Origin of the sequence: Pseudoalteromonas luteoviolacea (assembly GCF_001750165.1) — a bacterium.
GTDB lineage: Bacteria > Pseudomonadota > Gammaproteobacteria > Enterobacterales > Alteromonadaceae > Pseudoalteromonas > Pseudoalteromonas luteoviolacea_G.
This window is the reverse complement of sequence record NZ_CP015411.1, coordinates 881655-897876: the sequence shown is the minus strand read 5'-3', so window position 1 is coordinate 897876 and position 16222 is coordinate 881655. Positions and strand designations below refer to the sequence as shown.

Here is a 16222-nt window from a genome sequence, read left to right as displayed (position 1 = left end):
GTTACTTTCCCGATTCGGTTTGGTTCATCGGTGCTATCTCAAGCACCGGTGCCGCATCGAGTTCATTTGCATCCATCATGGTGGCAATCCGCTGCATAGATGAGAGTAACAAAGATTGCTCCCATTCCTCTAACTCACAAAAGTTTTGTATAAAGTGCTCCTGCAATGGCTGCGGTGCATCAATTAATAAATTCTTCCCTTGTGGAGACAAAAACAGACTCACACGACGTTTATCTTGTGCGCTGCGAACCCGCTCTACCAAGCCTCGGTTCTCCAAACGATCAAGTATGTTGGTCACCGTCGCGGCACTTAAATTAACATGCTTCGCAATTTGGCTAGCCGTGACGCCTTTTACACGCGCAATCTCTTGCATAATCAACAGTTGTGGACCAGTCAAACCCGATGACTTATTAAGTTGCTTTGAGTGCAAGTCAATCGCGCGGATCACCTTTCGAATTGAAACTAAAAGTTCTTCGTACTTTTCCATTTATTAGCGCTACCTAACAATACCAATTTGGCCAGTATAATCCCTTCAGTGACGGTGAACCACTAGAAATCACAATCAGTCTCAACAGCCCAACGACAACAAACACACACTAGTATTCAGCCAAGTTAGTATTAAACACCTGCACTTGGCGATAATGGCTAAATTAATAACCCGCCGTAAAGACTTTCCCCACATACGTCGCCGACTCAGCCTCATTAATTAGCGCAATTGCAAAGTCCTGCCATGAAATATGCGACTTACCCGCCTCATCAACCAATAACTCGCCCTCACTGACTCTAAACTGTTCGGTACGAGCGCCTTCACCGATCGATGCCGAGGGGCTCGCATAACTCCAACTCTGATTTTCATGTGCTTCACAATGTTGATATTGCTCAAAGCAGGCTTGAGCGATGTCTTTCCATGCTAGGGGGACCAGCGACGTATCGTTTAAAACCAGATCACCGTTCGAGTTGGGAACCGTCAAGCAAGCCGCGCCACCAACAAGTAATAAACGTGTACGTGTCTCACGTAAGCCTGTCAGTAAAGACTCAGCAATATCGACAAGTTGCTTTTCCTGCCCCGCCGTTGGTCTGGTTGCACTGATCACCAAATCTTGTCCTTCACTCAAGCGGATCACATCTTGAATGTCATTCACATCACCCACTTGCGCATAGGCTTCAGCAGGTAGCTGTGACACTTTTCGCACATCTCGCGTTACTGCCGTCACTTGATGTCCTCGTGCAATTGCTTCATTGACGACCGCTTGACCTATATTACCTGTGGCACCAAATACTGTGATACGCATGTACTTCTCCTTTCAATCTATGTGCTTAAGAAACACCTCCACTTTAAAAGTATTTTGAATCGCAGGAATTAACCTAGGTTTATTTCTGCAAAAAATAAAAATACAAAGGAATAAACCTAGGTTCATTACAACCTGTCCCTTCACGATTAAGCTGGGCACTCAATGAAAACAAGGAGTAAGCACCATGACTGACATGCAAATCGTAAACGACTATTTGGCTGATTTAGCACTTACCGAGCATCCATTTGACGCGGACTTTTTAGCGCAGCTGCAAAGCCGACATGTGGCCAAACATACATTCAACAGTGTATCAGCAGTGTTAAAACACCCCTTGCCTTTGGAGGTCGACCATCTGTTCACTAAAATCATCCAGAAGCAATTTGGTGGATATTGTTTCGAACATAACAAGCTGGTTTTTCATGTCCTGAAAAATTTAGGTTTTGAAGTAAAACTGCTGCTCGCCAAGGTGGTATACAACCGAGATGTAGAAGTGCCAAGAACTCACAGAGCAACGCTCGTCACATACCAAGGTACACAGTATTTACTCGATGTTGGCTTTGGACCGCAAGGTGCGGTATTCCCGCTTAAGCTGGTGTTAGATGTACCACAGCAACAGGGGCACATGACCTATCGCATAAGTCAAAATAAAGCCCAAGAGTATTGTTTTGATGTATTAAAAAATGGGGAATATTTCACACTCTATACTTTTGATCTTAATCATTATAGCGAAGCAGACTGCGAGCTAAGTCACTTTTACTCTCACAAGCATCCTAATGCCGCTTTTGTAAACAACTTGGTTGTCAGTAAAAAAGCACTGAATGAAACACACTCGCTGAGAAATGGTGAATACCACCATATTACCGCTAGCCACACCGACGTCACCGAAATTGATAATACCGAGCAACTCCACCAGCTGCTTACAGGGGTGTTTTCGCTCAATATTGATGAGGCAATCTCCGCCTATTTGTTCAGCAAGTTTGCAAAGCCTGCACAACTAAGCTGATCACTTTACCGAGGTGAAAATTATGAATCACGCACTCGCTCAGCCCATACTCCTGCTTGTATGGATCGGCTTACTCTCCTCATCGTTTGTGGTGTCTGGCAAAGTGCTGCCTTACGCCAGTCCGATTGCAGCGACTTGCCTGCGATTTATCCTCACAAGCCTTTGCCTCGCGCCGCTTGTTTGGCGCTCTAACAACGTCAAACTAACCGCAAAGCAATTCGGGCAATACACTTTGATCAGTGGTTTTTTAGTGCTGTTTTTTGTCGGCTTGTTTGAATCTTTAAAAACCATTACCGCAGAAAAAACGGCGGTCATCTATACCTTACTGCCACTCATTAGTGTGCTTTTGAGCTTTATGTTTATGGGCATTAAAACCCGCATTAGCCAATTACTCGGTTTTTTGATTGGCACCGTCAGCGCTATCTGGATGCTCACAAATGGGCAGAATAACCTGCAGGCTCTAAGCAATTGGCAATATGGAGACTCTATATTTTTAGCTGCCTGTTTTTGTCTCGCAATACACGTACTTTTGATAAAGAAGTGGGCAACCAAACAGTCAGCCCTGACAAGCACATTTTATATTGCACTCCTTGGTAGCCTGCTGCTTTTACCCATTATGCTGTTTTATGGTGACCTCACACATTTAGTTTGGCAGAGCCACACATTTTGGACATGGCTCATCTACTTAACTTTGTTTACGACACTGGGCACTTTCTTTTTGCAGCAACACTTATTAAAAAAGGTGAGCCCAAATGCTTTTTTAGCCATGACCTATTTGGTGCCCGCATTTGTGCTCTTTTTGCAAGGCGGATTGCCCCAGTTGATACTTATCATACCCGCTGTATTAGTTGCATTTTTTGCACTTTACTTGATTACGCGTGCGCCCTAACATGTTCCTATAAAGTCGTATCATCAAGGAATGTCGTTTGAACATACAACACAAACTCGCGGATTTCGTCTCTTTTTTCAGTACCGACGCAAAGCCACTTTGCGCCGAAGATTTTCAAAAGTACGGCTTACAGAGCAAGCTCAAACACTATCCAAAAAATGCTTTGCTGATGAGCCAAGGCTGCCCCGCCCCCAACTTATTTTTTATCACGCAAGGAGACGTACGCTACTTTAACGTCTCTGCTGAGGGGAAAGAGTTTACGCAAGCCTTTGCCAGCGCACCTTGTATCGCTGGTTCTACTCGCGCTATGACACAAGATACGCCCGCATTATTTAGTATTGAAGCTTTAGATGATGTGATCTGTCTTGAGTTTGAATGGCATTCTTTCTTTCATACCATGAAAGCACACCCGGGGTTTTTAGAAGCTTATACGCACTTACTGGAAAACCTATTTATCAAAAAAGAAGAACGAGAATATGCCTTTGTTCATCACAGTGCAGAGCAAAGGTATTTAAACTTTATTGACCGCAATCCTGAGCTCAGTGAACGCGTACCGCTAAAAATGGTCGCTTCACATATTGGCATTACCCCCATTGCGCTCAGCCGTATTCGCAGGAAATTGGCGTTGTAGTGATAAAAGCCAGCCTATTAGGCTGGCTTTTATTACACAGCAAATTACTTTCTTTCCGTATCGTTTATTGGCTCTCTCACCAGAAAAACCGAAGCCTCATCCATAGGTCTACTAAAATAATCCATTTTTTTCACAACTCCATTTAGTGACATTATCCATGCAGATACCTTGTGAGGATGATTATTTGGCGTTGCGCTCCAGAAATCGTAAGCGCCAAATGGCATCAAAGGCTCAATTATGTGGGGTTGCCATGATCCACAGTCATAATCCATAATGGATACTAGCTCTTTAATATTTGGTAAACGCCACTTCTCGGTATCATTCGAATAATGCTGTGCCACAGCAAGCGCTTCTGAAAATGTCATATGGTTGTAGAAATTAAAACAGGATGTATTCTCCATAATACGTGGACATCGATACCAAATCAGGCCCGTCAACCTGTCAAAATATTGATCTGTTGTGACAAGTTCAAACCTTCCCTCTTCCCCTTGGCATTTAGCCAATGCATATGAACTAAAAAGTAACAGACTAATCGCTAAAATTAAAAATTGCTTCATCTTCTTTATCTCCTTATACCTAACGAACCAATCGAACATAAGATGGCGACTCACGGGTCAATCGTACCTCACCGGTTGTAAAATCTACGAAAAAGTAAAGGTACGTACCGCCAGTAGAGGGAGATGATGCATTAGTAAAGTACTTGCCCTTTACTTCAGTATCGATAGTCGTATTTATGAAATAGTCAGTATCAATCAACGCTTTTCCTGTACCTTGTTGGTTATAATCAACTAAGCCATGGAGCTCAGATACTTTCGGAATACGCCAATCAGAATAACCGCATAACTGGGCCGTATTCACAGCTTTGACAAAAGCCTCCGTGTCACAATCAGAGCCTGTGCAGCTTCCTCCATTTTTATTGCCCAATCCATCTTTCAGCCAAGAGTAAGTGTTATGACGATTGTGAAGACCTGCTTCTGAAGATTTAGACTCCCATATCAACCCAGTATGATTATCCCTCACACAAGACCACACAGGCGCATTTGCAGGTAATGCATTGCCATTGCCGTCGAGCTTTGTAAAATCAAACCCAGCGATACCTGCGCCCACTTTAACCAGTGACCCGGAAAGTGCTTCAATATCTCTACCCGTATGTCCATCTTGCACGCGAGGGATCTCATCCCCCTCAGGATCAACACTCAATTCACATGCCAAATGGCGCGTAATATCTGTGCCAGCTCGATTTCCATCAATACAAGTTAACATACCAGTGTCATTCAACTTACTCGGTAAATAGGCTAATAGCTCATTGCTTGGTATAGACATATCGCCGCCATGAGACTCTACCATTACCAGGTATACTCTTCCGACCATATCCACTTGAGCAAGCACAGTTGGATCTATGTAAGATTGTTGACCTTCCTTTATATGTGGCACGCCAGTTATTTTAACCGCTCCAAGCTGCTGATAATTTTCCGGTGTGACACCAGGCACTTTGCTGACATACAAATCATACATCAGTGTTTGATCCGCAATGATACGCGTATCAAACATAATTTTTGGTGTATCCGTTAAGTAGCCTGCAAGTGATATTGTTGGTGCTTGCAATACAAGGCCGACATCAATGTCCATGCGGCAAGCTGAAGTAGCGCTTTCAATAGTGATGACATTATTCTCATCAATCACTGCCCCACAGCCTGCTACCGACTTTATTCTCGCATCAGCATGCAAAGAGATAGCAGGTAAAACTACCCGACTATGTGCTTTAGCCACTTCATCGTAAGTCTGTGTGGTTCCATTATTTCTAAACCAACCTAGAGTACTGTCAATAGCAGCATTAATTTGATAACCAAACTCCACATTGAACTCGCAATTTCCCCTTACTGGCAAATTAATGTAACCATTGCTGTAAGACGGTAAGCTGCCATTAGCACATCTTGATATATTCATAAGGGTGTAGCCATCTGCAGGAGTCACTGCGAACGATGCATTGCTGCCATAAGCTATAGACTGTTCAGCAGGTGTCACATTGCCATTGCCATCTGTGGTCGCTTTTACGACAAAATTTTTGTACTCGTATTGCAGCTCAACACTGCAGCGGTCTTTTAATGGCCCAACTTTGTATATCGAGCCATTTAACGTGCCATTACAACCTGAAGCCGATACAAAATTAAAGCCATCTTCATAAGGGGTCAAATCAATATCAATTATACTGCCGTGTGCTTTATGAAGCAGTGACAAACTAGGTGGAACAGGCGCATCACCAACCTTTCTCAAAATATCAACATCATAATACTTCAGTTTAAACTGCGCAGTTACTTGGCAAGCATTAGTAACATCAAATAAGCGATATCCAATACCATCAAATTCACTATATGACGTCCCATAGTAAGCATCCAATGAACCATTACACCCTGTGACGCCAGCAAATTTGTACCCTTCTAACTCTTTGAATACAAAAGCACTATCTGAACCATGGGAAAGAAGCTGACTTTGCTTATCCACTGTGCCCCCTTCTCCCACTACGGCTGTAACTAAGTATTTTTTCAAGTTAAAGCTGGCAGAAACAGAGCAAGCACTTGTTATAGGCCCAATTGTATAAATATTGCCATTCAGTGTACCGTTACATCCTATGATTTCCTGTATTTCATATCCATTTTCCAAGTCAACATAGAAGGAGTTAACACCACCATGCTCCAATTCTATGCTAGCACTTTCCGACAATCTGCCACCCGTACCTGTGACAATACTTACTAAATAAGTTTTACGTTTAAACACAGCTGAGACCTGACAGTTTTGCTTTACAGGCGCAGTATGATAAATATTGCCTTCCAGATACCCCGAGCAGCCAGTGACACGCTCAATTTCATAACCCGCTTGTGGTGTTAAAGTAAAACTTGTCGACTCACCATAATTGAGCACTTTGCTCGCATCAGAGAAAGTCCCCCCTTCATTGTGGCTAGTGGAGACAATATGTTGATTGATTTTAAACTCAACATGCACATTACATGATCCAGTCATATTCCGTACTAAGTGACCTAAGCTCCCATGCTTAAAAATAGGGCAACTTCCGGTAACAGAGTCGACACTAAAACCTTCATCCGGAGAAATCACCAGCTGGACAGAATCCCCATAAGTCACAGTATGCGTTGCAGGGCTGACATGTCCCCCCGCAGAGCTCGTGGCTGTTAATGTATATTGTTCTTTGCTAAAGAGAGCACTCACATGACAAGATTGAGTAATTGTATCCGTCACGAATAGTGTGCCAGTACTTTGCTCCACGACTTGGCCGTTACAGCCTTGTATAGACTCTAGCTGATGACCAATATTTGGCTTAATCTCAAATGTGGCTTTGTGACCATAGGCAATGCTTTGCGCAGATGGCGTAAGATGACCGCCTTCGTTAGTATGGCCGTTCACAGCAAAATGCTTCAAACTAAAGCTTGCCGTCACTGTACACGCCTCAGTCACTAAACCTGTGGTAAAGGTATCACCAGAAAGCGTGCCACCACACCCTTGTACTGAATCAATGCTGTAACCTATATCTGGCGTCACAGTCAGTATAGCTGTTTGACCATGACCAATACGTTGCGTCGTTGGTGTGATTGCGCCACCTTCTCCTGCCAAACCAGAGACCGTGTAATGATCAAGACCAAATGTCGCCGTGACATGACATGCTTCTGTGACCTCACCAATCGCAAATGTATTACCACTGAGCGTGCCATTACAGCCCTGAACTGACTCTATGCTATAACCAGTATCTGGTGTCACAATTAAGGCCGCCGATTGGCCATAACCGATGCTTTGTGTAGATGGCGTAATATTACCGCCTTCGTTAGCTTTGCTGGTCACGGCAAAATGATTCAAACTAAAGCTTGCAGTCACTGCACACGCCTCAGTCACTGAACCCGTGGTAAAGGTATTACCAGAAAGCGTCCCCCCACACCCTTGCACTGAGTCAATGCTGTAACCAGTGTGTGGTGTCACTGTCAGTGTACTTGTTTGACCATGACCAGCACGTTGCGTCGTCGGTGTGATTGCGCCACCAGTGCCTGCTAAGCCAGAGACCGTGTAATGGTCAAGGCTAAATGTCGCCGTGACATGACATGCTTCTGTGACCTCACTAATCGCAAAAGTATTGCCACTGAGCGTGCCATTACAGCCTTGTACTGATTCTATGCTGTAGCCCGTATCTGGTGTCAAAATTAATGTTGCCGATTGACCATAACCAATACTTTGCGTCGCTGGCGTAATATTACCGCCTTCGTTAGCTTTGCTGGTCACGGCAAAATGGTTCAAACTAAAGCTTGCCGTCACAGTACACGATTCAGTCACAGAACCTGTGGTAAAGGTATTACCAGAAAGCGTACCACCACACCCTTGCACTGACTCAATACTGTAACCAGTATCTGGTGTCACGGTCAGTGTCGTTGTTTGACCATGGCCAATACGCTGCGTTGTCGGTGTGATTGCACCACCAGCACCTGCTAAGCCAGATACCGTGTATTGATTAAGACCAAATGTCGCAGTGACATGACATGCTTCTGTGACCTCACCAATCGCAAAAGTACTGCCACTGAGTGTACCACGGCACCCTCGCACTGATTCTAAGCTAAAGCCTGTATCTGGTGTCACTGTGAATGTCGCCGATTGGCCATAACCAATGCTTTGCGTCGATGGCGTAATATTACCGCCTTCGTTAGCACTACTGATCACTGCAAAGTGGTTCAAACTAAAGCTTGCAGTAATTTCACAGTCAGATGTCACGGTGCCTGTACGATATTTGCTATCAATAAGCATACCACCACATCCAGTAACACTTGCAATGCTATAGCCAACTTCTGGCGTAATGGTAAACAGCGAATCAGTCCCATAATCGATTGTGCTGCTCAACGGAGATATTTGCCCTCCGGTGTTATTTTTGGTGGAAATGACATGCTTATTCAGTTCAAAATTCGCAGTTACTTCACACGCATTGGTTACCGCTGCTGTAGTGAATACATTGCCATTGAGTGTTCCCTCACAGCCTACTACAGAAACTATGCTATACCCTTCATCTGCGGTCAGTGTAAATTTAGATGTGCTGCCATGCGCAACAGACTCTATTTGAGGAGAGATAGAACCACCGAGCGAGCTCGCAGTTGATACAGAATAATTATTTAGACTAAATGAGGCATTAATATGACATGCACTCGAAAGTGCGCCTGTCACATACGTATTTCCTGAAAGTACACCACTACACCCTTGCACGTCGGCTATGCTATACCCAGTCTCTGACGTAAGGGTAAATGTTGCTGACTGACCATGAGGAATGTTGTGTGTAGGCCCAGTGATGTGACCACCAGTAGTCGCTGATGCTGAAACCGCATATTGATTAAGGCTAAAGCCAGCATTTATATGGCATGCATCAGTAATAGTGTCTGTCGTGAATGTATTTCCATTAAGCACTCCACTACAGCCTTCAACTAAATCAATGCTATAACCAACTTTTGGGGTAATCGTAACTTGTGCCGTCTGACCATAAGCAATACTTTGAGCTTGCGGTGTAACTGCTCCGCCTTTTCCTGCGCTCGATGTCACTGAGTAATGATCTAAACTGAATGTTGCATGGACAGCGCACGACTCTGTAATAGTGCCGGTCACAAAAGTATTGCCTGAAAGTGTACCGTTACACCCTTCAACACTATCAATGCTATAACCTTCTTCGGGGATCAATGTGAATGTAGTCGTGCGCCCATAGCCTATACTTTGATTGCTTAGTGTGATTGCTCCGCCTTTACTCGCGCTACCTATAACATCAAAGTGATTCAAACTAAAAGTAGCATTCACATGACAAGACCCTGAAATGGTGTCTGTTGTAAAAGTATTGCCAACCAAGGTGCCATTACACCCTTCCACAGTATCAATACTGTAGCCCACATTAGGGGTGACCGTCAGGGTTGTCGTTTGACCATAGTTGGTAGTTTGTGTCTCAGGCGTGATGGCACCACCTGTGGCTGCACTGCCTGTTACTTCAAAACGCTTTAAGCTAAATGTTGCTTCAACATGACATGCTGTTTGTACATCATCAATTAAAAACGTATTCCCAGTTAACGTGCCACTACATCCTTGGACAGAATCAATATTGTAGCCTGTATCTGGTGTGACAATTAGACTTGCCGACTGACCATAGCCAATGCTTTGAGACGGTGGTGTAATACTGCCGCCTTCAGAGGCCGAACTCGTTATATCAAAATGATTCAAACTAAAAGTAGCGTTAACATGACATGCCTCTGTCATGGAGCCTGTGACAAACGTGTTTCCAGCAAGCGTACCAGCACACCCACTGACAGTATCAATGCTGTAGCCAACTTCTGGGGTTACAGTTAGTGTGCCGACCTCGCCATAAGCTACGCTCTGTGTTTGTGGCGTTATAGCACCGCCTTCTTCTGCGCTGGTTGTTACATCAAAGTGATCGAGACTAAACGTCGCACTCACATGACACGCTTGCGTCACTGCAGCCGTTGTAAAAGTATTACCCGACAAGGTGCCTGCACATCCCTCAACCACATCAATGCTATACCCAGTTTCAGGTGTAACGGTCAATGTCGCTGATTGGCCATAGCCAATACTTTGTGACTCAGAAGAAATACTTCCCCCTGGGCCTGCACTGCCTGTCACCGCATAGTGGTTCAAATCAAAAGTAACACTAAGATCACACGCCTCGGTGATCGCATCCGTTACAAAAGTATTGCCAGATAAGGTGCCACTGCATCCATGAATATGTCCAATGCGGTAGCCTATTTCTGGCGTCAGCGTATAAGTTGCTGAATCACCGTACTGAACTCTTTGTGTGGTCGGTGAAACTATACCGCCTAAAGATGCTAGCGCATTAACCTCAAACTGGGTCAGCTCAAAAGTTGCCGCTACCTCACAGTGACTTGTCATCGCTGGAATAACAAAAACACCATTTTGTTGATTGCCACCACACCCGGCAATATTGCTCAAAATGAAACCGGGTTCAGGTACAATGTTGACCTGCGCAGATTGACCATGCTCAATCACAGAGTCGACAGCTTCTAAAGATCCACCTTCTGTTGATACCGTTGATAATTGGTATTGATTAATTGAAAATGACGCCATAATTTCACATGACGCAGTGATCACACCGGTTGTATAGGTGTTACCAGCCAATGTACCTTCACACCCTTCAACTCCACTAACATGAAACCCTGTATTTGGGATTAAGTTAAATGTGCCCACCTCTCCATGATAAACCAGCTGATTTAAACTATCGCTTGCACCGCCCTCCGAGGCTGACAGAGTAACTTCATATTGATTAGGTACCCCAGGGCCTCCTGGGTCTTGGATTAATCCATTGACTTCCCAGTCAGCATCACCAATTTGACCGTCAGTTAATTTAAGCGTCAGTACTTTCCTATCTGCAGAGACTGTATATAAGTCACTAGGGAGTTCATACCAAGAGTCTTCAGCTCCCGGCTCTGCAGGACCAAACTTATAATAACGGATAACCTCTGGCAGTGGTTTTTCATAAACAATATCAAGCTCTACCGTTGCGCCTTGCTCAGTTGTTAAATCTACATCATTAACTAAAAATGGCAGCTCAATATCACTTGGGATTGGAGGCGCACCTTCATCACCTGGCTTCAAAATACCCTTACTTGTCGGTGAAATACCGGCATTGCCTTTTACGTTGAGCTCAACTTTTTGATCTAAAGCATCATTTTTAAGCTCTACTTTCAATGGGTTAAAATCAACCTTTACGGTACACTCAGCTGAAACTGCTGGAATGATATATTTATTATTTTCTAATGTTCCGCTACAGCCACTCACTTTTCCTAGTTGAAAACCATCTGCTGGATTCAAAGTGAAAGTTTGTTCAGTACCCCAGTCTAAGATCGGTGAGTTAGGGTATATCTCCCCTTCTCCATTTTGGTTAGTCGAAATAACAAATGATTGGGTTTGAAATTCACCCGTAACCTCACAATCTTCTGTCACCGACGGGATCACATAGACGCTGCCATCGAGGCTGCCACCACAACCTGATATATCAGTGAGCTCATGCCCTAAACTGGCAGTAATATTTAGTCGTACCGAATCACCTTGTTGAACCGTGTTCACTGTAGGCAAGATCTGCCCTTGCCCATTGATACTCGCAATGACGGTATAACTGGCTTTTACTGATACAGGCTCGGAAGCTGAATTGGCACTCGCTTCGTCACCACCACCGCCTCCACAGGCCGATAAGAAGACCCCAGTCACCAGAGGCAACGATATTCGCTTGATATGATTGTTCATAATTTCCATCCATTGAGCAACATGCTCCTTTTCGGGAAATTTACCTAAAATAGATACAAAAGTTAATAGATAAAACTGAATAAAAACTCACAAAACAATTAAAAAACACAAATTTAGAGTTAAATGAGTAGTAAAACTTCCAACATTAGAACTTAAACTCAAATTATTTATCTAATTTAAGTTTTTAGCTCCCACAGATAAAATCAAAAAGGCGACTAAAGGACTATTATACTGCTTAAAATTAATGAGGTACTCTGAACAACCGCTCAACAAATGGAATGAGGACCATGAGTTTTATTTTAACAACACAATGTAGTGACGATATCGGACTAATTGCTAAAATAACCAGCCTATGTCATGAGCATCATTTAAATATTGTTCGTAATAACGAATTTGTAGATAGAGAAGGTTCGCGCTTTTTTATGCGAACTGAATTAACAGGTACACCAACCGAGCAGTTTATTTCGCAGCTACAAGCTAACTTGCCTGGTGATGCGCAAGTTAAATTGCACAACCCCACAAAAGTAAAGGTGGTATTACTCGCTACAAAAGAAGCGCATTGCTTAGGTGGTGTACTACTCAAGCAATTTGAAAATGCGCTCAATATTGAGGTACAGGCCGTTATTGCTAATTACCCGAATTTAGAACCACTCGCAAAAGCGTTTGATGTACCATTTCACTGCCTATCTCATGAAGGTTTAAACCGCTCAGAGCATGATAAACAAGTGGGTGACTTAATTGAGAGTTACAACCCAGATTTAGTTGGGCTGGCAAAATATATGCGCATTTTAAGCCCTGAATTTGTTGCTCGATTTGAAGACAAGATCATCAATATTCACCATTCTTTTTTACCTGCGTTTATCGGTGCAAAACCTTACCATCAAGCATTTGAGCGTGGTGTTAAAATCATTGGTGCAACCGCGCACTTCGTCAACAATGAATTAGATGAAGGGCCCATTATTGTGCAGGATGTCACACAAGTAACGCATGCTGATACTGCAGAGGCAATGGCTAAGATAGGCAGGGATATTGAGAAAACCGTTTTTTGTAAAGCGTTGCAACTGGCTTCAGAGCACAAGCTATTCATCAATGACAACAAAACCGTTGTTTTTAAGTAATTCCCTCAGTGGAGAAGGTGCAAAAGTAGCTTAGCGCTACTTTGCCGCCTCGATTGGTTCTAATTGTAATTTGGAAGCGATCAATACTGCTTGAGTGCGGTTATACACACCAAGTTTACGAAATATAGCGGTAATATGCGCTTTCACCGTTGCTTCTGAAATATTCAATTCATATGCAATTTGCTTATTCAGCAGGCCTTCGTGTAGATACTGTAGCACCTTGTACTGCTGTGGCGTGAGTGAGGCTATTTGCTGTGCCAACTCTCGATCTTCGCCCCCGAGTTCTTCAATTTTTTCCTTGATGTCTGCGGGAAGCCAAGTCTCTCCATCAAGCACTTGCTGTAACGCACTGACAATATCTTGAGAAGATGATGCTTTAGGAATGAAGCCCATTGCACCATAGCCCATCACTTTAGAGATGACATTCAAATCTTCACTACCAGAAACCACAACAATAGGTAGTGCAGGGTGGTCTTCTCTTATTCGGATCAGGCCATATAAATCACCATTACCTGGCATATGTAAATCCAGTAACAGTAAATCCAAGTCATCATACTGAGACAACCGCTCTAATGTTTGCTCAAAGCTTTCAGATTCGATAACTTCAAGGCCTTCAAACTGATTTTGCAACGCCCCTTTTAACGCTTCTCTAAACAGGGGGTGATCATCCGCAATTAAAAACTGATTCATGCATAGCTCCTAAAAAATCGGCTGCCTTTAGTATAAAGACAGCCGATATAGTACGTTTAGAATTCGCTAAATTTCAAGTTTTTAACGATCAATTAACGATTTAAACGATTTTCAATTAATTCATCAACCACAGTTGGATCTGCAAGTGTCGATGTATCGCCGAGCTGTTGATACTCATTCGCTGCAATTTTACGCAGAATACGGCGCATAATTTTGCCTGAACGCGTTTTAGGTAAACCAGGAGACCATTGGATCATATCCGGTGATGCAATTGGACTAAGCTCTTTACGCACCCAGCTCCTGACTTCTTTTGTTAAATCATCTGTGACAATCACACCTTCATTTGGTGTAACGTAAACATAAATGCCTTGTCCTTTAATATCATGCGGGTAACCAACTACCGCCGCTTCAGCAACAGCTTCATGAGCCACCAAGGCGCTTTCAATTTCGGCAGTCCCCAGTCTATGTCCTGACACATTTAATACATCATCAACACGCCCTGTTATCCAGTAATAGCCATCTTCATCGCGACGACAACCATCACCTGTGAAGTAAACACCAGGATAAGCTGAGAAGTAAGTTTGCTCAAAACGCTCATGGTCGCCGTATACTGTACGAGCTTGAGATGGCCAGCTATCCAAAATAACTAAATTACCCTCTGCCGCGCCTTCCAGTGTAGTGCCTTCAGCATCAAATAAAGCAGGAGCAATACCGAAAAATGGACGTGTTGCAGAACCAGGCTTCATATCTGTTGCGCCAGGTAGTGGCGTGATCATAATTCCGCCAGTCTCAGTCTGCCACCAGGTATCAACAATTGGGCACTCACTATTGCCTATTTGCTCGTAATACCAAGCCCAAGCCTCAGGGTTTATTGGCTCGCCTACAGAGCCCATAATTCTCAAACTCGTGCGTTTAGAACTCGCTGTTGGTTCATCGCCTTTTGCCATCAGAGCACGAATTGCCGTCGGCGCTGTATAAAGAGTTGTCACTTGGTGTTTGTCGACTACCTCACCAATGCGGCCAGAAGTTGGATAAGTAGGCACGCCTTCAAAAATAACTTGTGTGCAACCATTCACTAATGGGCCATATGCCATATAACTGTGACCCGTGATCCAACCCACATCCGCAGTACACCAGAAAACATCATCTTCTTTTAAGTCAAAGACGTATTCATGAGTCATAGACGCATAAACAAGGTAGCCACCTGTTGTATGCACGACCCCTTTTGGCTGACCAGTCGAACCAGATGTATATAAAATAAAAAGCGGATCTTCTGCATTCATCGGCTCAGGCTCACACTCGGCAGAAACATCCGCGACAAGTTCATGCCACCATACATCATGTGCATTCCACTCGACTTCGCCACCTGTTAACTGATGCACAATAACGTGCTCAATAGTAGTAACAGAATCCTGCGATACAGCCTCATCCACATTGGCTTTTAATGGCACAGCATTCCCACCACGGCGACCTTCGTCAGACGTAATAACCACTTTTGCACCAGAGTCTTTAATTCGATCAGCAATTGCAGAAGGTGAAAAGCCACCAAAAACGACAGAATGAATCGCGCCAATACGCGCACAAGCCTGCATTGCATAAATTGCCTGAGGTGTCATAGGCATGTAAATAGCGACCCTATCGCCTTTTTGAACGCCTAGCTTTTTCAAACCATTTGCTAATTTTGCAACTTCGTCATGTAATGTTTGGAAGGTAATATTCTCACTGTGCTCAGGGTTGTCACCCTCCCAGATCATCGCCACTTTGTTGGCATTTTTTTCCAAGTGGCGATCGATACAGTTGTATGAGGCATTTAAAATGCCATCCTCGAACCACTTAATACTGATATGACCTTTATCAAATGACGTATTTTTAACTTTATTATAAGGTGTGAACCAGTCTAGGCGTTTACCATGCTCTTCCCAAAACCCCTCAGGGTCGTCAATAGACTGCTGATACAGTGCTTGATATTGTTCATCATCTACAAGTGCAGCCTGTTTGATCGCTTCAGGTACCGGATAAATGCTCTGTGACATACTCATCTCCATATTAATTACTTGCCTATTACGGCTTCACTCAAGGATCACTTACAACCAAGCGATTAAGTATTAGACCTTAGTTGTAATTGTTGCTTTAAGTTTATCCAAATCAAAGAAAATTAACTATACATTAACGAGCATTAGCATACTGACTCTCTTAACTTAAAACCAGAGAACTGATAATCACAGTAAAAACTGAAGTGTAATTAATTATTGCCAAAGAGATTTTCATAGAAATTTATCTACATTCAACCTTAGTCTCATAGAC

General features: G+C 43.5%; 10 protein-coding genes. 4 read left to right on the top strand and 6 right to left on the bottom strand.

Annotation, left to right across the window (positions count from 1 at the left end; all coding sequences use genetic code 11):
* Position 1: 1 nt before the first annotated feature.
* Positions 2 to 487 (bottom strand): MarR family winged helix-turn-helix transcriptional regulator, encoded by a 486-nt coding sequence (locus S4054249_RS03750; RefSeq protein WP_046357008.1) that lies wholly within the window; start codon positions 485 to 487, stop codon positions 2 to 4.
* 163 nt (positions 488 to 650) lie between these two features.
* Positions 651 to 1292 (bottom strand): NAD(P)-dependent oxidoreductase, encoded by a 642-nt coding sequence (locus S4054249_RS03745; protein WP_046357009.1) that lies wholly within the window; start codon positions 1290 to 1292, stop codon positions 651 to 653.
* A 184-nt stretch (positions 1293 to 1476) separates the two neighbouring features.
* Between S4054249_RS03745 and S4054249_RS03740 the strand changes: the two genes are divergently transcribed.
* The 3 genes from S4054249_RS03740 to S4054249_RS03730 are packed head-to-tail and all read left to right on the top strand — an operon-like array spanning position 1477 to position 3815.
* A complete protein-coding gene (locus S4054249_RS03740) occupies positions 1477 to 2295 on the top strand; it encodes an arylamine N-acetyltransferase family protein (protein ID WP_046357010.1) in 819 nt (272 codons plus the stop codon).
* Positions 2296 to 2317: 22 nt separating this feature from the next.
* Complete coding sequence (locus S4054249_RS03735; protein WP_046357011.1) at positions 2318 to 3184, top strand: DMT family transporter; 867 nt, start codon at positions 2318 to 2320, stop codon at positions 3182 to 3184.
* Between the two features lie 37 nt (positions 3185 to 3221).
* Positions 3222 to 3815, top strand: a complete 594-nt coding sequence (locus tag S4054249_RS03730) for a Crp/Fnr family transcriptional regulator (RefSeq protein WP_230851795.1) — start codon at positions 3222 to 3224, stop codon at positions 3813 to 3815.
* A gap of 44 nt (positions 3816 to 3859) precedes the next feature.
* Here the strand turns inward: S4054249_RS03730 and S4054249_RS03725 are convergent, their stop codons facing one another.
* Together S4054249_RS03725 and S4054249_RS03720 are read right to left on the bottom strand one after the other, a co-directional pair.
* Positions 3860 to 4372 carry a DUF1566 domain-containing protein gene (locus tag S4054249_RS03725; protein ID WP_046357012.1) on the bottom strand — a complete coding sequence of 171 codons (513 nt, stop codon included), beginning with the start codon at positions 4370 to 4372 and terminating at the stop codon, positions 3860 to 3862.
* A gap of 19 nt (positions 4373 to 4391) precedes the next feature.
* Entirely contained in the window at positions 4392 to 12110 is a 7719-nt protein-coding gene (locus tag S4054249_RS03720) for an InlB B-repeat-containing protein (protein ID WP_167354830.1), read from the bottom strand.
* A 287-nt stretch (positions 12111 to 12397) separates the two neighbouring features.
* Between S4054249_RS03720 and purU the strand changes: the two genes are divergently transcribed.
* Entirely contained in the window at positions 12398 to 13228 is an 831-nt protein-coding gene (purU, locus tag S4054249_RS03715) for a formyltetrahydrofolate deformylase (protein WP_046357014.1), read from the top strand.
* 36 nt (positions 13229 to 13264) lie between these two features.
* Here the strand turns inward: purU and S4054249_RS03710 are convergent, their stop codons facing one another.
* Both S4054249_RS03710 and acs read right to left on the bottom strand, forming a co-directional pair.
* Positions 13265 to 13918 carry a response regulator transcription factor gene (locus S4054249_RS03710; RefSeq protein WP_046357015.1) on the bottom strand — a complete coding sequence of 218 codons (654 nt, stop codon included), beginning with the start codon at positions 13916 to 13918 and terminating at the stop codon, positions 13265 to 13267.
* Positions 13919 to 14010: 92 nt separating this feature from the next.
* Positions 14011 to 15951, bottom strand: coding sequence for an acetate--CoA ligase (gene acs, locus S4054249_RS03705; RefSeq protein ID WP_046357016.1), 1941 nt, complete (start codon positions 15949 to 15951; stop codon positions 14011 to 14013).
* Positions 15952 to 16222 lie beyond the last annotated feature (271 nt).